Annotated in this window: 17 protein-coding genes and 1 tRNA gene; 6 read left to right on the forward strand and 12 right to left on the reverse strand. The window is 65.4% G+C overall.

Annotation, left to right across the window (positions count from 1 at the left end; all coding sequences use genetic code 11):
* Positions 1-35: 35 nt before the first annotated feature.
* The 6 genes from IB274_RS12695 to IB274_RS12720 form a co-directional block, all read right to left on the reverse strand.
* Positions 36-1,268 (reverse strand): heme biosynthesis HemY N-terminal domain-containing protein, encoded by a 1,233-nt coding sequence (locus IB274_RS12695; RefSeq protein WP_192432319.1) that lies wholly within the window; start codon positions 1,266-1,268, stop codon positions 36-38.
* On the reverse strand, positions 1,265-2,386 hold the full coding sequence (locus IB274_RS12700) for a uroporphyrinogen-III C-methyltransferase (RefSeq protein ID WP_192432320.1): 1,122 nt from the start codon (positions 2,384-2,386) through the stop codon (positions 1,265-1,267). The genes IB274_RS12695 and IB274_RS12700 overlap by 4 nt, the downstream gene beginning before the upstream one ends.
* 27 nt (positions 2,387-2,413) lie before the next feature.
* On the reverse strand, positions 2,414-3,172 hold the full coding sequence (locus IB274_RS12705; RefSeq protein ID WP_192432321.1) for a uroporphyrinogen-III synthase: 759 nt from the start codon (positions 3,170-3,172) through the stop codon (positions 2,414-2,416).
* Positions 3,169-4,107 carry a hydroxymethylbilane synthase gene (gene hemC / locus IB274_RS12710; RefSeq protein ID WP_192432322.1) on the reverse strand — a complete coding sequence of 313 codons (939 nt, stop codon included), beginning with the start codon at positions 4,105-4,107 and terminating at the stop codon, positions 3,169-3,171. The genes IB274_RS12705 and hemC overlap by 4 nt, the downstream gene beginning before the upstream one ends.
* Before the next feature lie 113 nt (positions 4,108-4,220).
* The gene (algR, locus tag IB274_RS12715) at positions 4,221-4,967 is read right to left on the reverse strand and encodes an alginate biosynthesis regulator AlgR (RefSeq protein ID WP_017521347.1); all 747 of its coding nucleotides are present in this window, start codon (positions 4,965-4,967) and stop codon (positions 4,221-4,223) included.
* A gap of 4 nt (positions 4,968-4,971) precedes the next feature.
* On the reverse strand, positions 4,972-6,042 hold the full coding sequence (locus IB274_RS12720; protein ID WP_192432323.1) for a sensor histidine kinase: 1,071 nt from the start codon (positions 6,040-6,042) through the stop codon (positions 4,972-4,974).
* A gap of 234 nt (positions 6,043-6,276) precedes the next feature.
* Between IB274_RS12720 and argH the strand changes: the two genes are divergently transcribed.
* Positions 6,277-7,671, forward strand: a complete 1,395-nt coding sequence (argH, locus tag IB274_RS12725; RefSeq protein WP_192432324.1) for an argininosuccinate lyase — start codon at positions 6,277-6,279, stop codon at positions 7,669-7,671.
* Positions 7,672-7,683: 12 nt separating this feature from the next.
* Complete coding sequence (locus tag IB274_RS12730) at positions 7,684-8,397, forward strand: hypothetical protein (RefSeq protein WP_192432325.1); 714 nt, start codon at positions 7,684-7,686, stop codon at positions 8,395-8,397.
* A gap of 4 nt (positions 8,398-8,401) precedes the next feature.
* On the opposite strand, the gene IB274_RS12735 is transcribed toward IB274_RS12730, so the two are convergent.
* The 3 genes from IB274_RS12735 to gabD form a co-directional block, all read right to left on the reverse strand.
* Positions 8,402-9,598: an HDOD domain-containing protein gene (locus IB274_RS12735; RefSeq protein ID WP_192432326.1), complete on the reverse strand. Its 1,197-nt coding sequence runs from the start codon at positions 9,596-9,598 to the stop codon at positions 8,402-8,404.
* A gap of 245 nt (positions 9,599-9,843) precedes the next feature.
* On the reverse strand, positions 9,844-11,124 hold the full coding sequence (gene gabT / locus IB274_RS12740; RefSeq protein WP_045213232.1) for a 4-aminobutyrate--2-oxoglutarate transaminase: 1,281 nt from the start codon (positions 11,122-11,124) through the stop codon (positions 9,844-9,846).
* Between the two features lie 201 nt (positions 11,125-11,325).
* A complete protein-coding gene (gene gabD / locus IB274_RS12745; RefSeq protein WP_088415861.1) occupies positions 11,326-12,777 on the reverse strand; it encodes an NADP-dependent succinate-semialdehyde dehydrogenase in 1,452 nt (483 codons plus the stop codon).
* Positions 12,778-13,435: 658 nt separating this feature from the next.
* On the opposite strand from gabD, the gene IB274_RS12750 reads away from it, so the two are divergent.
* Both IB274_RS12750 and IB274_RS12755 read left to right on the forward strand, forming a co-directional pair.
* Positions 13,436-13,512: transfer RNA gene (locus IB274_RS12750), tRNA-Arg, on the forward strand.
* Positions 13,513-13,723: 211 nt separating this feature from the next.
* Positions 13,724-14,317: a hypothetical protein gene (locus IB274_RS12755; RefSeq protein WP_318652871.1), complete on the forward strand. Its 594-nt coding sequence runs from the start codon at positions 13,724-13,726 to the stop codon at positions 14,315-14,317.
* 35 nt (positions 14,318-14,352) lie between these two features.
* Here the strand turns inward: IB274_RS12755 and IB274_RS12760 are convergent, their stop codons facing one another.
* Complete coding sequence (locus tag IB274_RS12760; protein ID WP_192432327.1) at positions 14,353-15,078, reverse strand: hypothetical protein; 726 nt, start codon at positions 15,076-15,078, stop codon at positions 14,353-14,355.
* A 77-nt stretch (positions 15,079-15,155) separates the two neighbouring features.
* On the reverse strand, positions 15,156-15,335 hold the full coding sequence (locus IB274_RS12765) for a hypothetical protein (RefSeq protein ID WP_192432328.1): 180 nt from the start codon (positions 15,333-15,335) through the stop codon (positions 15,156-15,158).
* A 175-nt stretch (positions 15,336-15,510) separates the two neighbouring features.
* Between IB274_RS12765 and IB274_RS12770 the strand changes: the two genes are divergently transcribed.
* Complete coding sequence (locus tag IB274_RS12770) at positions 15,511-15,945, forward strand: CBS domain-containing protein (RefSeq protein WP_192432329.1); 435 nt, start codon at positions 15,511-15,513, stop codon at positions 15,943-15,945.
* A gap of 16 nt (positions 15,946-15,961) precedes the next feature.
* Here IB274_RS12770 and IB274_RS12775 read toward each other — a convergent pair whose 3' ends face one another.
* Positions 15,962-16,699 carry a metallophosphoesterase gene (locus tag IB274_RS12775; RefSeq protein WP_192432330.1) on the reverse strand — a complete coding sequence of 246 codons (738 nt, stop codon included), beginning with the start codon at positions 16,697-16,699 and terminating at the stop codon, positions 15,962-15,964.
* 353 nt (positions 16,700-17,052) lie between these two features.
* Here IB274_RS12775 and IB274_RS12780 point away from each other — a divergent pair, with 353 nt between their 5' ends.
* Positions 17,053-19,269 (forward strand): TonB-dependent receptor, encoded by a 2,217-nt coding sequence (locus IB274_RS12780; protein ID WP_192432331.1) that lies wholly within the window; start codon positions 17,053-17,055, stop codon positions 19,267-19,269.
* Positions 19,270-19,274: the final 5 nt, after the last annotated feature.

Consider the following 19,274-nt stretch of genomic DNA (forward strand, 5'->3'; position numbering starts at 1 on the left):
GCCCAGGGGCGCCGTTTTCACTTCGAGCAACGCGATCAGGCGCGCGCGGCCGCCGGCAGTGAGACCGGCGGAGCCAGCAGACCCAGGCCCTCCTGGAACAGCTGATTGCTCCGCTCCACTTCACCCAGCTGCGCCAGCAGGCGCGCCAGCTCGGCGCAGGTTTCCGCGCTGCGCTGGCGCGCCAGACTGGCCTCCAGGTACTCGCGCGCCTTGCCCCACAGTTTGTTTTGCAGGCTCAGGCGGCCGAGGGTCAGCAGCAGCTCGGGATCGTCGCCATGCTGCTTCAGCCAGCCTTCGGCAGTCTTCAACTGGTGCGCGCCATCGCGACCACGGGCGCGGCCATACAAGTGCACCAGACGGCTGTCGTAGCCTTCCTTGAGCGCCTTGCGCAGCACGTCCTCAGCCTCTTCTGGCGCGCCCAGACGCAGCAACTGTTCGGCGTACGCCGCTACCAGCGGCGGTTGCGCACGCAAGTTCGACGGCACGTTCTGCCAGCGCTGGGTCAGCGGCTGCAGACTGCTTTCCCCCTGGCCGATGCCCTGCTCGCCCGCCTCGCCCAGCGCGGCCATCCAGGTGCGGCGCTCCAGGTCCGCCAGCTCGGCGTTCTGCAGCACGCGCTCCTTGCGCAGTTCGGGCAGCAATACGCACAGGGCTTGCCAGTCATGGAGGCTGACGTAGAGCTGCTGGAGCAGGCGCAGGACGGTCGGATGACGTGGATGATCCTGGTGCAGCTTGTCCAACACCACGCGGGCGCGGGTGAAGTCGCCACGATTGATCAGCAGTTGGGAACGGGTCAGGCCTACCGCAAGTTCGGAGCCGGGCTCGCGCTCCTGGGCGCGGTCCAGCAGTTCGTCGCATTCTTCGGTCTTGCCCAGCTCGTTAGCCGCGCGGGCGGCGCCCAGGTAATGCGGCAGTGGGCGATCGCTCAGCTCGGCAGCACGACGCAGGTGACGCAGCGCCTGCGCCCAGTGGCCTTCGGCGAGATCACGCTGGCCGTGCTCCTCGGCCAGTTGCGAACGGCGGCGACGGTTGAAGCGCGACCAGGGGTTCACCACGCGGCCGGACACGCCCAGCAGGCGCAACACCAGGCGCACGACGAGGTAGATCACCCAGAGCACCACCAGCAGTGCGAGGAAGGTCCACAGGCTGGATTCGTAACGGAAGCTCTTGTAGGCGATCAGCACGTAGCCGGACTGCTCGGCGATGGCCAGCCCGACCAGGGTCGCCGCCAGGACCACGGCAAGGATCAGGACATAGACGCGGCTCATGGCTGGGTCCCCGCGTCGGGCGCCACCGCCTCCTGCTGCTGCACCGCATTCTCGCGGCGCGACAGGTAGGCCTGCAGCGAACTCAGGGCCGGGCCGAGGTCCGGCGTCTGCACGGTGACGGCCTGGCCGCTCAGCTCATCCAGGCGCGCGACCAGCGCACGGCTGTCGGCGAGGTCGGCGTTGAAGAAGTCGCCGACTATCTGCTTGGCCTGTTTCAGCGCCTGTTCGTAGACCTCCTGCTTGCCGTTCAGCACGGCCCACTGCGCCTGTTCGAGGGCGAGGCTCAGGGCGAAGCGGACGCGGTCCAGCTGCTGGCCGGAAAGCAGCGGGCGGATGTCCTGCCCGGCGTTGAAATCGATGCGCACGTATTGCGAGACGCGATCCCACCACTCGCTCCAGCGATCATTGCCGTCGCTCCAGGCGGTTTTCGGGCCGCTCCCGGTGTCGGAAGGTTTGAAGGCGGGGTTCAGCGGTTGCAGCTGCGCAGCCTGGTCGCGCAGCGCACCCAGCTGCAGGAACAGCCCGGTGCGATCCGGACGCGGCAGCGCGCGCAGCGCCTCGAGGCTCTTGGCCAATTGCGCGCGGGCAGCGAACGCCCCCGGATCATTGTTCACGCGAAGGATATCGTCGGCACCCTGGACCAGCTCGGTGGCGCTGTCGATGTCCTGCAGTGCGGAAAGGCGCAGCGCGGCGAGGCGCAGCAGGTGTTCGGATTCAGCCAGGCGCCACTGCTGGCGACTCTGCCCCAGGACCCGCTTGACCTGCTTGGCCAGCTGCTGCTGGTCGCCCTGTAGCTCCACCACGAGGCGGCGGCGGGCTTCGAGCTCGTCGGCGTTGGGCAGGGTATCCAGGCGCTTGTTCAGCTCCGCGTTGGCGTTCTGTAGGCCCTGCGCCTGGGCACGGGCATCTTCCAGTTGCGCGGCACGCTGCTGCTCGGCGCCCTTGAGCTGCTGGACCTGCCAGACACCCCAGCCACCGGCGGCGAGGCCGGCGGCGCCGACCAGCAGGGCCAGCAGGGCCAGCAGGGCGATGCCCGTGCCGCGCTTGCGCGGGGCCGGCACGGGGGCCGGACTGGACGATGTTGGTGAAGTCTCTTGGGGAGTGACGGCTTCGCTCACAGATCCATCCTTCGCTCGGAAATTGTTCTAGTCGGCGCTTCTCAACGCTTCCATTAATGCCGCCGGGCTTGCGCCCCGGCAATCGATTACGTGCAGCGCCCCCATCTCCCGCGCCTGCTCAGCCACCCGCGGGCTGGGCACGAACAACGGCATGGCACTGACTTGCGGCCAATCCGCCGCCGCCAGCTGGCGCAGGTGCTCGAGGCCCTGCCCACTACTGACCGCGATGGCGTTCAAACGCTCCCCCTGGATTCGCCGCAGCAGTTCGCCCGGAGGGTAAGCCGGCATTTCGCGCCGGTAGAGTTCCAGATAGTCAACCGCCACGCCTTGGCCGCGCAGGCGCTCGGCAAGGAATTCTCGGCCACTCTCGCCGCGCATGATCAGCACCTTCGGATCATGCACCTGCAGGGCCTGCTCGAACTCTGGCAGCGCCAGCAGGGCTTCGCTGTCGTCGCCGTCCTGCGGGCAGACCACATCCAGACCGTAGTCTTCGAGGATAGCCGCCGTGGCGGCGCCCACGGTGAACCAGCGCTGGGTCAGCGGCGGTTGCGGCCAGTAGCGGTCGAGCCGCTCCAGGCCCAAGCGCGCCGCGGGCTTGCTGACCACGATAACCGCGCAGTAGCGGTCCAGGTCAAGGATCAGGCTGCGCTCGACGGGAGTCTCTTCGCGCGGCGTGATCGACAGCAAAGGCAGGCAGTCGCCGTGAATGCCATGTTCGGCGAGGGTGGCGGCGAGCGCCGCGCAATCCTCTTCGGGACGGGTCAGCAGCAGCCGCCAGCGGCTCACGAGTGACCGGCCTCGCCGTAGACCGCGTCGAGGATTTCCTGGGCTCCCTGGCCCAGCAGGTCTTCCGCGACCTTCACGCCGAGGGTTTCGGCTTCGGCGAAGGGCGCACGGGCTTCGGCGCGCAGCAGTTCGGTGCCGTCGGGCTGGCCGACCAGGCCACGCAGCCATAACTGATCGCCCTCGAGGGTGGCGTAGCAGGCGATGGGTACCTGGCAGCCGCCATTGAGGCGCTTGTTCAGCGCGCGCTCGGCGGTGACACGCAGGGCGGTCTCACGGTGATGCAGCGGCTGCAGCAGGGCGTGGACTTCTGCGTCGGCGGTACGGCACTCGATGCCCACCGCTCCCTGGCCGCCTGCCGGAAGACTGGCTTCAACGCTGATGGAAGAACGGATGCGGTCTTCGAAACCGAGGCGGATCAGACCGGCGGCAGCAAGGATGATCGCGTCGTATTCGCCGGCATCGAGCTTGGCCAGGCGGGTGTTGACGTTGCCGCGAAGGAAGCGGATCTGCAGGTCCGGCCGGCTGGCCAGCAGTTGGGCCTGGCGGCGCAAGCTGGAAGTGCCGACCACACTGCCGGCAGGCAGGTCGTCAAGGCTCGCATAGGTGTTGGAGACAAAGGCGTCGCGCGGGTCTTCACGTTCGCAGATGCAATACAGGCCCAGGCCTTCGGGGAAGTCCATCGGCACGTCCTTCATGGAGTGCACGGCGATGTCCGCTTCATTCTCCAGCAGGGCGGTTTCCAGTTCCTTGACGAACAGGCCCTTGCCGCCGATTTTCGCCAGCGGCGCATCCAGCAGCTTGTCGCCGCGGCTGGTCATCGGCAGGAGGGTCACGGTCAGGCCGGGGTGGGCCTGCTCCAGGCGGGCTTTGACGTATTCGGCCTGCCAGAGTGCCAAGGCGCTCTGGCGCGTGGCGATACGGATTTCGCGAGACATGGGCATTTCCAGGCAAAGGAAGCGTGCAAGAAAGTGCCCGCATGATAACAGCTCAAGCAAACGAAAAGCCCGGGGGCTGCCCCCCGGGCTTCAGTCGCTGCGGCACTGTGTCGCTACAGGTTATGCATGAGTCGCCGCACGCCGGCGACATGGCGGCGGCTGACGGTCAGCGCATCGCCATTGAGTCCTTTCAAGTACAGCTGGAAGTGCCCTAGCGGGGTGCGCTGCAGGCGTTCGATGCGTTCGCGGGAAACCAGCGCGTTGCGGTGGATACGCACGAAGCGGTCACCGAACTCGTCCTCCAGCGCCTTCAGCGGTTCATCCAGCAGCACTTCACCGCCCGCGTGGCGCAGGGTCACGTATTTGTGGTCGGCGATGAAAAAGATCACGTCTTCCAGCGGAATCAGCTCGATCCCTTTGCGAGTCCGCGCACTGATGTGGCTGCGCGGGCCGGGACCGCCGGCGGCCGGGGGCTTGGTCAGCGCCGCCAGCTGCACGCGGTTGGGCCGCGAAGCTTTCTTCAGGGCGTCTGCCAGATCCTCGCTGCGGACCGGCTTGACCAGGTAGCCGACCGCACTGACCTGAAACGCCTCCAGGGCGAATTCATCATGGGCGGTACAGAAAATCACCGCCGGAGGGGCTTCGCGCTCGCACAGCTTGGCGGCCACCTGAAGCCCGTCCAGGCCGGGCATGCGGATATCCAGCAGGACGATATCCGGCTTCAGGCTGTCGATCAGCGTCAGCGCTTCTTCGCCGTTGCTGGCGGATGGCTCGAGGACGCGATAGCCGTCCAGTTGCCCCACCAGCCGGGCCAGGCGCTCTCGCGCCAGTGGTTCGTCATCGACGATCAGGACATTCATAAGCTCAGGCTTCCTGCATGAGACGCGCACATGGATAGCGTAGACAGGTGAAGTGCCGTCCGTCACGGCGCTCGACGGTGAGACTAGCTTTTGGCCCGAAAAGTGCCGCAAGTCGCGCCGCAATATTCTGCAGGGCCTGCTTGGTCCCCTTCGTGGGCAGCGTCTCGGTCGATTCGTCGTACGGGTTGCTCACGCAGAGCTGGAACACACCGTCACGGTATTCCGCCTCAACTTTCACCAGACCGCCTTCGATGCGCGGCTGGATGCCATAAATCAATGAGTTCTCAAGCAACGGCTGCAGCGTCAACTGGGGAATCGGCACGCCATCGGGCACGCCGCTCACTTGCCAGTCCATCTGCAACCGATCGCCAAGACGGAACTGCTCAATGGAAAGATAGCGTCTGGCCAGCTCAAGTTCCTCTCCCCAGGAAATTAATGTTCCAGGTTTGGCCAGGCTGGCGCGGAAAAGGTCCGAAAGATTCAGCACCGCCAGCTCGGCCTTGGCCGGGTCGATCTCGATCAGGCTGGCGATGCTGTTAAGGCTGTTGAACAGGAAATGCGGACGGATTCTCGCCTGCAGCGATTCGATCCGCGCCCGCAACTCAGCCTGCTGCTGCCGTCGCCATTGGCTCTGGAGATAGAAATAGCGTAGCAACAGCGTGGACATGATGAGCGCAATCAATGCATGGCGCAGGTAGAGATTGACCTCACCGGTGCGGTTCATCGGCCCGCCGAGGGAGAAATAATCCGCCACCCAGGTGCAAGCCAGCGTCAGCAGGACCACCAGCGCACAACTGAGCAGACCGGAGAACCACGCCGGCCAGCGCGCCATGAAAGGCCGCAACTGGCACAGCAGGCCGGCCGAGAGCAGCACGATCCACTGCACGAACAGCGAGGATAGGGCCAGCCGCACCCAATTGAAGCTGGGTGTCATCGGCTCGGCGAGTACCAGCACGAGCACCAGCAACTCAGCGAGCAGCACCAGGCTGAACAGCGCCTCGGGCTGGCAGAGTTCGGGGATGAAGAAATCTTCGTTGGGCGCCGGCTGGTCGCCGGTCTTCGTCAATCTGGGCATCGACGCAGTTTCCGTAAGCGCCTGCATGGCGGCAAGCGCCGCGTGATGGCAAAACGCTGGAATTGTCGGCCAGCGCAAGGATCGGCTCGGTCACCCGCGGCAATCGGCCCCCCGCTCCCCCGCCGCAACCCGCCAAAGCGCCGCCGGTTTTGTCCTTCAGCCTGCTATTATCGTCGCACTTTGCCCTTCATGCAGGCCGCACGCCGCGCCTGCCCGTTTCCGGAAGAGAGATCCATGAGCGTAGAGAAGACCAACCAGTCCTGGGGCGGCCGTTTCAGCGAGCCCGTCGATGCCTTTGTCGCCCGCTTCACCGCCTCCGTCGACTTCGACAAGCGCCTCTACCGCCACGACATCATGGGTTCCATGGCCCACGCCACCATGCTGGCCAAGGTCGGCGTGCTGAGCGACGCCGAACGCGACACCATCATCGACGGGCTCAAGCAGATCCAGAGCGAGATCGAGGCCGGCACCTTCGACTGGCGTGTCGACCTGGAAGACGTGCACATGAACATCGAGGCGCGCCTCACCGACCGCATCGGCGTCACCGGCAAGAAGCTGCACACCGGCCGTTCGCGCAACGACCAGGTGGCCACCGACATCCGCCTGTGGCTGCGCGACGAGATCGACCTGATCCTCGCCGAGATCACCCGCCTGCAGCAGGGCCTGCTGGGCCTGGCGGAAGCCGAAGCCGACACCATCATGCCCGGCTTCACCCATCTGCAGACTGCTCAGCCTGTGACCTTCGGCCACCACCTGCTGGCCTGGTTCGAAATGCTCAGCCGCGACTACGAGCGCCTGGTGGACTGCCGCAAGCGCGCCAACCGCATGCCTCTGGGTAGCGCCGCGCTGGCGGGCACCACCTACCCGATCGACCGGACCATCACCTGCGAACTGCTGGGATTCGAAGCGATCTCCGGCAACTCGCTGGACGGCGTGTCCGACCGTGACTTCGCCATCGAATTCTGCGCCGCCGCCGCCGTGGCGATGATGCACCTGTCGCGCTTCTCCGAAGAGCTGGTGCTCTGGACCAGCGCGCAGTTCCAGTTCATCGACCTGCCCGACCGCTTCTGCACCGGCTCCTCGATCATGCCGCAGAAGAAGAACCCGGACGTCCCGGAGCTGGTGCGTGGCAAGTCCGGCCGCGTGTTCGGCCACCTCGCCGGCCTGCTGACCCTGATGAAGGGCCAGCCACTGGCCTACAACAAGGACAATCAGGAAGACAAGGAACCGCTGTTCGACGCCGCCGACACCCTGCGCGACAGCCTCCGTGCCTTTGCCGACATGGTTCCGGCGATCAAGCCCAAGCGCGACATCATGCGCGAAGCGGCCCGCCGTGGCTTCTCCACCGCCACCGACCTGGCCGACTACCTGGTGCGCCGTGGCCTGCCGTTCCGTGACTGCCACGAAATCGTCGGCCACGCCGTGAAGTACGGCGTGGACAGCGGCAAGGACCTGGCCGAGATGAGCCTGGACGAGCTGCGCCAGTTCAGCGACCAGATCGATGACGACGTGTTCGCCGTGCTGACCCTGGAAGGCTCGGTGAACGCCCGCGACCACATCGGCGGCACCGCACCTAACCAGGTCCGCGCCGCCGTGGTACGCGGCAAGGAACTGCTGGCCGCGCGCTAAGCACAGCACCTCGTGCACTTCTGGAACCAGGAAAACTTCGAAGGACTGGAACGGCTCGCCGATGAACTGGCGGGCCTTCCCGGCCTGCAGGCGCTGGCGGACTACGCCCGCGCCCGCAGCCGAGGCGTACGCCGGGAGGCATTTGCCGCCCTCGAAGGATTTCTGCGCAATGCCCCTGCTCCCGATTCCCAATCCGCCCGCGAACTGAGCCTGCAGATACTCACGCTGCACAGCCAGACCCGCGAAGCCCACCAGTTCCTCGCCCAGCCATTGCTCGCGCGCTTCCTCTTTCCCACACTGCAAGCCTGGATCGACAGCGAACCGACGGCCCATGCCCCGTTGCGCTGGCTGGGACTTCTGCAGAACGATGGCGACCTCCTGCGCCGGGCGCTGGCGGCTCGCCCCGAAGATGTCGCAGTCCGCTTCCGATTGATCGATTTCGCCCTGGGCGCTGCGGATTACGCCACGCACCACCTGGACGAAGGCTTCTTCATCGGCGAGCCGGCCGAGGCGCGCGAAGCGCTCGACCTCGCGGCCCGACTGATCAACGAAGCTCCCGACGCCAGCCCGTTTGCCCGCCAAGTCGAGGAAGGCGTGCAGCTATCAGCCCTGCTGGATGACTGGCTGACCTACTCGGCGCAACCCGAAGGCGACTTTGCCGCCTGGTGCGCCGAACGGCAGCGCCCGTATGCCTGGGCGAAGAAGTACTACTACACGCAGTCCTGATTGCTCAGGTCCGCCCCAGATAGCCCAACTGTGCCGGCGTCAGCTGCAGCATGCGCGCGGCCTTGTGGTCCTTGAGCCCGGGCAGTTCATCTTCCGGCAGCCGCGCCGCGCTCGCGGCCAGGTTGACGATCAGCGCCTCGCGGCTGAACACCCCGTGCTCGATGGCGTAAGCGGCGGCAATCAGGCTGCGCAGTTCCAGCGGCAGGCGCCAACGGGTACGCAGAGCGGAACCGAAGCTCGCGCCATGCTCTTTCACGACCTTATCCACTTCCGCTTCGCTCAGCTCGCCACCGGCGCTATGCCAGTCCTGCAGGCTGCGCAGCAGTGCAAGGTCGCCCAGGCAGTGCAGCAAGCCCGCGGTGAAGCAACGCTCGGCGTCCGCGCCCAGTGACTCGGCCAGCGCAAACGCGGCGTCGGCGGTATGCCGGGAAAGCTCCCAGAAGCGCTCGGCGCGCTCCTTGAGCAGCGGGTCATCGAGGGTCGAGGCGCGCTGCAGCGCCACCGCCAGCATCAGGTTCAGCGCCTGCGCCACGCCCAGGCGCGACAGCGCCTGCATCAGTGTCTGACAGGGCATGCCGACATGCCGCGCGGCGCTGTTAGCGGCCGAGATGAGGCAGGCGGTGATCTGCGGATCGTGCCCGAAGTCCCGTTCGAGCATCTCCAGGTTGATCTCGCTGGCCTCCATGCAGCGGTTCACTGCCGCACCGACCTCGCCCATCAGCGGCGCGCCCTCGGTGGCGTCGCGCTCGGTCTGCAGGAAGCGTTCCAGCGACAGGCTCTGCTCCAGCGTCGGCAGTTCGCAGACGACGTTTTCGCCCGGTGCCAGCAGCAGCGCGCGCAGGCGTTCGCGCAGGCTCTCGGCGTTGAAGGGCTTGACCAGGTAGGCCGTGGGCGCTAGCGGCAGGGCGGCGCGCACGCTGGCGGCATCGGCCTTGGAGCTGATCAGGATGAACGGCTGGGCGAGCGGCCCGCGGCGGCGCAGGCGCACGTGGCGCAGCAATTCCAGGCCGTCGCTGCCGGGTAGCTCGCGCTCGGCGAGGATCAGCGCAAAGGGATGGCGGCGGCAGGACTCGATGGCCGTATCACCGTCCTCGCAGAATTCGACTTTCGCGTCGCAACGCACGCTCAGCACCAGTTGGCCGAGCAGCTCGCGGCTCCACGGGTCGCTGGCAGCGACCAGTACGCCAGGCGAATCGCTCATGGATCGCACCTCGTTCGGGACGTATGCCGTCGCGAGCGGAAACAACCGATCCTGAGCCTTCCTTGCCGAGTGCTCGGTCCTTCGGATGCCGCCGGCCAGCGGCCTTCGGATACAGCGCAGCGTAGTTCAAAGCCCACGAGCTTTCCCCTGCGCACCCTCAACTTCGCCGGACACTTCACACAAAAAATGCACAAAAAAGGCCCGCTTGCGCGGGCCTTTCTCTAGAACGGTTAGAGCAGCGAGGCTCAGGCCAGTTCGTCGAAGCACTCGGCCAGAATGGCCAGGCCTTTTTCCAGCTGCGCGTCAGGGATGGTGACGGGCATCAGGAAGCGGATCACGTTGTAGTAGGTACCGCAGGAGAGCAGGATCAGACCTTTCTCACGGGCACGAACCACGATCTTGCTGACCAGTTCAGCGGCCGGCTTGTTGTGATCACCGCCTTCGAACAGCTCGATGGCGATCATCGAACCCAGGCCACGAACGTCGCCGATGACCTTGTGCTTGGCCTGGATGTCGCGCAGACCCGCCTTCAGGCTCTCGCCAACGGCTTGCGAACGCTCCAGCAGCTTCTCTTCGTCGAACACTTTCAGCACGGCCAGGGCCGCGGCGCAAGCGATCGGGCTACCGGCGTAGGTGCCGCCCAGGCCGCCGGGAGCGATGGCGTCCATGATTTCGGCTTTGCCGGAAACACCGGAGATCGGGAAACCACCGCCAACGGACTTGGCGAAGGTGGTCAGGTCCGGAACGATGCCCAGTTGCTCGGTGGCGAAGAAGGTGCCGGTACGACCAGCGCCAGTCTGCACTTCGTCAGCGATCAGCAGGATGCCGTGCTCGTCGCACAGGGCGCGCAGGCGCTGCATGAAGGCCTTGGAGTTGACGTAGAAGCCACCTTCGCCCTGAACCGGCTCGATGATGATGGCTGCGATGTCGCGCGGCTGAGCGTCGTTCTTGAAGATGCGCTCGATGCTGGCGATCGACTCGTCTTCGCTCACGCCGTGCAGTTCGCACGGAGCCAGGGCGCGGAAGATGCCGCCCGGCATCAGGCCCATGCCAGCGGAGTACGGAACGACCTTGCCGGTCAGGCCCAGGGTCATCATGGTACGGCCGTGGTAGGCGCCGGTGAAGGCGATCACGCCAGCGCGGCCGGTGGCGGCACGGGCGATCTTGACGGCGTTTTCAACAGCTTCGGAGCCGGAGGTGACCAGCAGGGTCTTCTTCGGGAAATTGCCCGGAACGCGCTTGGCGATCTCTTCGGCCAGCTCGATGTAGGGCTCGTACGCCAGCACCTGGAAGCAGGTGTGGGTCAGCTTGGTCAGCTGTTCCTGAACGGCGGCAACCACTTTCGGGTGCAGGTGGCCGGTGTTCAGTACGGCAATGCCGCCGGCGAAGTCGATGTACTCACGACCTTCGACGTCCCACACGGTGGAGTTCTCGGCGCGCTCGGCGACGACCGGGTGGATCTGGCCTACACCGCGCGGTACGGCGGCCTGACGACGTTGCAGCAGGGATTCGTTGGTTTTGCTCATAGCTTCCTCAGTGGCCGCTCATCGGGCGACCGGATCAAAGGATGAAAGCGGGGAGAAGCCACGCACGACAGCATACGATGATCGACTGTCGTGGCACTTGCGGCCCGCCGGACGGGTTGTCCGGTGCTACCACCGGAAAACGCCGACGCGAGGGTGGCTGTCAGCTCTTGCCTGCCACCCCGCGCCCACGGAAAAAACGGATCAGATACCGCCGAGGCAGAGGTATTTGACTTCGAGGTAGTCCTCGATGCCGTACTTCGAACCTTCGCGGCCCAGGCCCGAGGCCTTGATGCCGCCGAACGGCGCCACTTCGTTGGAGATCAGGCCGGTGTTGATACCTACCATGCCGTATTCCAGCTGCTCGGCGACGCGGAACACGCGGGCCAGGTCGCGAGCGTAGAAGTACGAAGCCAGGCCAAACTCGGTGTCGTTGGACATGGCGATGACTTCAGCCTCGTCCTTGAAGCGGAACACCGGCGCCAGCGGGCCGAAGGTCTCGTCCTTGGATACCAGGGCGGACTTCGGCACGTCGACCAGGATGGTCGGCTCGAAGAAGGTGCCACCCAGGGCGTGCGGCTTGCCGCCGGTGAGGACCTTGGCGCCCTTGGAGACGGCGTCGGCGATGTGCTCTTCGACCTTGGCGACCGCCTTGGAATCGATCAGCGGGCCGGTGGTGACGCCCTGCTCCAGGCCGTTGCCGATGTTCAGTTTGGCCACGGCGGCCTTCAGCTTCTCGACGAAGGCGTCGTACACGCCGTCCTGAACGTACAGGCGGTTGGCGCAGACGCAGGTCTGGCCGTTGTTGCGGTACTTGGAGATCAGCGCGCCTTCGACGGCGGCGTCCAGGTCGGCATCGTCGAACACGATGAACGGAGCGTTGCCGCCCAGCTCCAGGGACACTTTCTTGATGTCCTTGGCGCATTCGGCCATCAGCTGGCGACCGATCTCGGTGGAACCGGTGAAGGTCAGCTTGCGCACGATCGGGTTGCTGGTCAGCTCACCGCCGACTTCGCCGGCGCTGCCGGTGACGACGCTGAACACGCCTTTCGGAATACCGGCGCGCTCGGCCAGCTCGGCCAGGGCCAGGGCGGAGTACGGGGTTTGCGAAGCAGGCTTGAGCACCATGGTGCAGCCAGCGGCCAGGGCCGGGCCGGCTTTACGGGTGATCATTGCGGACGGGAAGTTCCACGGGGTGATGGCCGCGGTCACGCCGATCGGCTGCTTGATCACGATGATGCGCTTGTCGGGCTGGTGGCCCGGAATGGTGTCGCCGTAGATGCGCTTGGCTTCTTCGCCGAACCACTCGAGGAAGGAGGCGGCGTAGGCGATCTCGCCCTTGGCTTCGGCCAGCGGCTTGCCCTGCTCGATGGTCATCAGGCGGGCCAGGTCGTCCTGGTTGGCGATCATCAGGTCGAACCATTTGCGCAGCTTGTTGGCGCGTTCCTTGGCGGTCAGCGCACGCCAGGCCGGCAGGGCCTTGTCGGCAGCTTCGATGGCGCGACGAGTTTCGTCGGCACCCATCTTCGGCACGGTGCCGATGATCTCGTTGGTGGCCGGGTTGTTCACGTTGATGGTCTTGCCGTTGTCGGCGTCGACCCAGGAACCGTCAATGTAAGCCTGTTGGCGGAACAGCTTGGCATCATTGAGTTGCATGACCTGTCTCCTTTCGAGGAAAGCCTGTGGACGGCGGGTCGACCTGGAGTCCCCGCCTGCCTTGTTGTCTGGATGGGAGAGACCGCAGTCTCTGCCGTTCATTCGCCCCGGCCGCTCAGTATCGACGCGGCAGGCGAATGCCGCCTCAGCCTGGAGGCGGCGCCCGGCGAACGGCTCTTAGTTCGCTCGGCATGCGGACACGAAAAAACGCAGGCCGGGGTCATTGCCCGGTCTGGTTGAACTCGTTCACGCACAGGTTCCCGGGCTCGGCCCAGGAGTACGACTGCCCTACAACCTTCCGGTACGCTGATCGACGGAAGCCGCACGGAGACCTGTCACAAGGGACATGCGGTGGGTGCAACGGAAGACTGTCATCCCGCAGGCTGATGGCCGGCTGGTGTGATGCCAATGCTCCGGTCTCCTGTTGTTGTGATGGGGAGGCGTTTGAAATCTCAAACGAATCCTAGGGCCGTCGACTGCAAAGGGCAATAGCTTGTTCGACAAAACCCACGATGGTATCCGCTCGCAACCGGTTTTCGGAGGTTTTCTACCGACAGGCGGCTGTTCTCGTTCGATATCATGAACGAGCGTACCTGCATTGGACGCCCGCACGTGAGATGCGTATGATTGCCGCCTGCCGCGCCAGCCGCGGCATTACGCACCAGTAGCTCAGCTGGATAGAGTACTGCCCTCCGAAGGCAGGGGTCGTGGGTTCGAATCCCGCCTGGTGCGCCATCCTCCGTTTCGCGACTGCCGCCGACAGCCGGCGAAACCACCCGAAAAGCCCGCCCTGAGCGGGCTTTTCTGTTTCTGCCGGCAAGCACCACGCAGGCCAGGCCGGCCGATGGCCTTCACGGCCAGGAACCCTCGACGCCGGACGATTCCTCTTCGCCACCAGAGGCTGTATAAGCCTTGCGCCATCGCGCGCGAAAAGGACAAACCGCCCATGCTCCGGCTTCTGCTGCCCGCCCTGCTCCTGGCCCTTGCCGGGTGCGCCACCAAACCGCCGGCGAACCCCGAAAACCTCTGCGAGATATTCCGCGAAAAGCCGAAATGGCACGAAGCGGCGCTGCAGGTGCAAAAGCGCTGGGGCGGCACCGTCCAGGTGCCGATGGCGATGATGTACCAGGAGTCCTCCTTCAAGCACGACGCCCTGCCACCGCGTTACTACTTCCTCGGTTTCATTCCCTGGGGCCGCGTCAGTTCCGCCTACGGCTACGCCCAGGCCAAGGACGAGACCTGGGCCGACTACAAGAAGGAGGCCGGTGGATGGGGCGCCGACCGCGACGACTTCGCCGATGCGCTGGACTTCATGGGCTGGTACATGAACAAGACCTACAACGTGAACCGCGTTTCCAAGTGGGATGCCTACGGCCAGTACCTGAACTATCACGAGGGCTGGGGCGGCTATCGCCAGCGCAGCTACGACGCCAAGCCGTGGCTGAAGACGGTGTCCCAGAAGGTCCAGGCGCGCGCCTCGCTGTATGGCGTCCAATACAAGAGCTGCGAACAGGAGTTATCGAGCGGGGGCTGGTTCTAGCAGCCGCGATAACTCGCCCTGCGGCTCAGGGGCAGTCAGTGCCCCATGATCCGCCGGTACTCGTCGCGGTATTGCTCGTAGGGCAGGTTGCGCCGCTGCAACTCCATCAGTTGCTGTTCCTGACTCAGTGGGCCGGAAACGTGGGCAACGGTTTCCGCGGCTGTCGGGGACACCGGCTGCGGGACCGCTTCGGGCGGCTGCGCTGGCCTGGTGGCGGGCAGTGGCGCCGGCAGGCTGCGGGACGGACGGGCGACCAGCAGCGCGCTGGTGATCTCGCCGACAATCTGTTCAGACACCGCACTGACTTCCGAGGAGCCCATCGAGGTGAACAGGTCGCCGTCGGCTTCGCTTTCATAGCGGCGCGAGGCGAGCAACTGGCCTGTCAGGCCGTCGTGGTAGCGCACGGTGGAGGTGATCCACTCCTCGTCGCCACTGCCGGGACGGTTGTTGGCGTTGTGGCCGGAGCCGACCTCGATCACCACCAGGGTGGACAGGGTATCGGTGGCGCGCGGTTCGCCGTCCTGCTCGGTGAGTTGGTAGTCCGCCGAGCCGGCCTCGTCGCGCAGCGCCTCGCGCCAGCTGGCCTTCAATACGCCCCAGCGCGGGTTGGCCGCCACCGTGGCGTCGGGCTGGAAGTTCACCACCATCACGTGGCGGGTGTCGCGGTAGAGGGAAATGGGCGCGGTGCGGTCATCCCGGCGGACGTCCGAAGAACATCCACAGAGCAGGGAAACGGCCAGGGCGAGCGTGACGTTGCGCATGGTGCTTTCTCTTTATTGTCTGGCCAGCATTCTGCCAGCCAATCATGACGCCCGGATATCGTCCGAAGGTCAGTCCTCTACCAGTCCTCGTCCAGGCCCGGCTGGTATTCCTCCGCGTCCCCGTCCTCCTCCTCGTGATTGCCGGGCGGGTCCTCGAAGAACGCGGCATCTTCCTCCAGCAGGCCATCGAGGTCGTCGTCGAGGTCCAGCAGGTGGTCGTGTTCGGGTTCGTGAAGGTCGAGGTCGTCGTCAGTCATGGCCGGTCTTTCGTGGGGGGAAACAAGGAAGGGAATCACAGTATAAGTCGCGCCGCGGGGGCATGACGCTCCCGTGACGGCGGACGGCGCTTTGCGGCCTTGCCGGATCGCGATTCGTCCACGATTCTCTATGAACCACGGGCATCGCGCCGTGAACGACGAACAGGGGGTAGGAATGAAGACTGTGGCTCAGCTGTTGAACGCAAAGGCGGACCAGCAGGTTTACACCATCGCCCCGGATGCGCTGGTGATCGATGCACTGCGCCTGATGGCGGAGAAGAACCTCGGCGGCCTGCCGGTGGTGGAGGCCAACCAACTGGTCGGCTTCTTCAGTGAGCGCGACTACGCCCGGCGCCTGGCGCTCCAGGGGCGCAATTCTGAAAACACGCCGGTCAGCGCGGTGATGACCGCACCGGTGATCACCGTGGACACCCACCTGAACGTCGACAAGTGCATGGGCATCATGACCGAGCGCCACCTGCGCCACCTGCCGGTGGTGGAGAACGGCGAGCTGCTGGGGCTGCTGTCCATCGGCGACCTGGTGAAGGCCGCCATCGCCGAACAGGCCGAGCTGATCCAGCAACTGGAACAGTACATCCGCGGCGAGTGACCGCCCCGGCGGCCGCTCAGCGCGCGGCCGCCGTTTCCACTTCGCCGCTATGCATGTCGACGATGCTCAGGCAACCATCGGCATAACCGCTGCCCGTGTCGATGTAGTGGGTGTTGCCCAGCGGGCGCACGGCGTTCTGCGCGGTATGGCCGACATACAGGCGCTCCAGCCCGGCAATGACCGTGGCGTCTTCCTTCTCGATGCGCGTGCGTGCCCACATCGCGAGGCCGACGGCGTTGCGCCGGGCGGTTTCACCCAGCTCGCCGGCCAGCGCGGCGACGCCGCTGTCCCAGTCGGGGAAGGCCGGTGAGACCGGCGCCTCGGCATGCACGATGCCGACGCGACGGCCCTCCCCCAGTTCGACTTCGATCACCAGTGGCAACTGCTGCAGCCGCCGGGCGATACGCTCGCGGGTCACCGGCGTGAGCTTGTAGAGCCAGGTGCCACCATTGCGGAAGTGCAGGTCGCGGTCATCGCCGGCCAGTACCACGTCGATCACCAGTTGCTCGTGGTTGCCGCGCACCGAGGCGAACCAGGGCTTGGCCAGCCAGTCGAGCACCTGCGGCGAATAGGGCCCGCGATCGACCAGATCGCCGGCGGCGAACAGGCGGTCGGCGGCCGGATCGAATCCGACCTGATCGAGCAGACGCTGCAGCAATTCGAAATGGCCGTGCACATCTCCCACCACGAAATCGCGGCCGCGCTGGTTACGCGGGAAGCGTTGCAGGGGTTGCTCCGGCAAGAGCGTATTCATTGCCAACTCCAGGTCGTTCAAGGGCACAGCTTAACAGCTGCACATTGCGTTCCAGCGGCACTGCGACGAAAGCCTCGGGGCCTGCTGACTCGTTGCTGCCCAGGCAGCGACGTCCCAGCATGGACTGCTGCCTCAGCAGCACAACGCCCGCAGCCATCTATAAAAATCCTTTTGTATCAGCTAGTTAACATTTACCAGGAAAGCGGTACGGATGTTGCGATGTCTCCCTCAAGCCATCCGGCCTTCATGACGCGTGAGCCAGTACAAGAGCAACGCAATAACAGCTTCATGCCTTGCGGCGACGACCGAGCACCACAGAGCAGCCGTCCTTTCGCCGCCCTCCTGGGGACACCATGTTCAAACGCAATACCCTTTCCTTCGCCGTCGTCCTGGGGCTTGCCAGCCTCAATGCCTACGCGGCCGATGACAATACGCAGAACAAGGAAGAAGCCAGCGCCGCGCCAACCCTGGGCAAGGTGGTGGTCACCGCGCAGAAGCGCGAGGAATCGGTACAGGAAGTGCCAGCACCGATCACCGTACTGAGCGGCGAGAAGATCCGCGACGCCTCCCTGCAATCGGCCAGCGAGGTCACCCGTTACACCCCCAACGCCTCCGCCGGCACCACCGACGGCCACGGCCGCCCACGCTGGTGGATTCGGGGTCTGGGCACTGGTGACCAGGGCGCCAACACGGTCAGCCCGATTGGCATCTACGTCGACGACGTGTACATCGCCAACATCAGCGCCACCGGTTTCCCGCTGTTCGACCAGGAGCGCGTGGAAGTGCTGCGCGGCCCGCAGGGCACCCTGTGGGGCAAGAACACCACCGGCGGCGCGATCAACTTCATCTCGCGCAAGCCGACCTTCAGCCCCGAGGGCTACTTCAAGGTCGACATGGGCAACTACGCCAACCGCATCGTCGAAGGCGCGGTGAGCGATGCGCTGGTCGACGACAAGCTGGCCGGGCGCCTGTCCTTCCATCATCAGGGCCGCGACGGCTACACCGAGAACATCAACGACGGCGACGACCAGGGCGCGCTGGAAGACGACGCCGTGCGCCTGCAGCTGGCCGCGCGAGTGAACGATAACCTCGACGCCAACCTCAACGTCCACGCCCGCCATTACCACGACACCGCCAGCTACAACACCGTCAGCTACGGCACTCGCCCGAACGGCACCAACCAGTTCGGCTATTCCATCGACCCGGAACTGGGCAAGGCCAACTTCAACGCCAAGTACCAGGCCGAGATCGACCAGGCCGGCAGCAACCTCAACCTGGTCTGGCAACTGGGCGAGCTGGAACTGACCTCCATCACCGCCTTCGAGCACTTCACCCGCGACGGCTGGACCGACAGCGACAACACCCCGCAGGAACTGCAGCGCAGCTACAGCTACGCCGACAGCCAGCAATGGTCGCAGGAACTGCGCCTGGCCTCGCCGCGCACCGACCGGCTGAACTGGGTGCTGGGCTTCCACTACTTCAACGAAGACCTGGAATCGAAGAACGCCAACGCGGCGCTGCCCAACGTCTACATCCCCAGCTACTACAACAACGTCAGCTACGACCAGAAGACCGAGAGCTACGCGATCTTCGGCAGTACCACCTACAACTTCACCGACGACTTCAGCCTCACCGCCGGCCTGCGCTGGACCCGCGAAACCAAGGACATCGACCTGGAGCGCCTGGTCAACCGTGGCACGGCGCGATTCGGCGACGGCCACTGGTGGCAGCCGGGCAACGTAGAATCCCCGCTGGTCGTCAACGCCACCCAGGACGAGAGCAACACCTGGAGCGACTACAGCTGGGACCTGACGCCCGAGTACCGGATTTCCGACAACGCCCGCGCCTACTTCCGCTATGCACGCGGCTTCCGCTCCGGCGGCTACAACGCCGGCGTCACCAGCCAGGCCACCGTCGCCAAGGTCGATCCGGAATACCTCACCTCCTATGAGCTGGGCCTGAAATCGGAGTGGTTCGACGGCCGCCTGAACGCCAACGCCAGCCTCTTCTACTACGACTACGAGGACATCCAGCTCAACATCGTCACCGCGGTGAACAACCAGACCGTCTCGCGACTGGCCAACGGCGCTCAGGGCGAGGCGTACGGCGCCGAATTCGAGCTCGAAGCCATCCCCGTGGAAAACCTGCACGTCAACTTCGGCCTCGGCCTGCTGCACACCGAGTTCACCGACTATACCTCCGGCCCGAACGACTACTCCGGCAACCACTTCGTCCGCGCGCCGAACGTCTCGGCAGTGATCGGCGCCGACTACCGCATCCCGCTCAACGTTGGCGGCGCTGTCGTGCTGGGTACCGACTGGAACACCCGCAGCCGCCAGTACTTCTTCACCAACGACCAGAGCCAGAACATGCGCACCGGTGGCTACACCCTGGGCAACGCGCGGGTGACCTACGAACTGCCGGGCGAAACCACGCGCGTCACCGCCTACGTAAACAACCTCACCGACAAGGAATACCGCAACCACACCCTGCCCACCGGCTACCAGACCGCCGCCGTCATGTTCGGTGACCCGCGCACCTTCGGCGTCTCGGTCACCACCGACTTCTGAGCGAG

The organism is Pseudomonas sp. PDM18 (assembly GCF_014852585.1).
In the GTDB taxonomy this organism is placed as follows: domain Bacteria; phylum Pseudomonadota; class Gammaproteobacteria; order Pseudomonadales; family Pseudomonadaceae; genus Pseudomonas.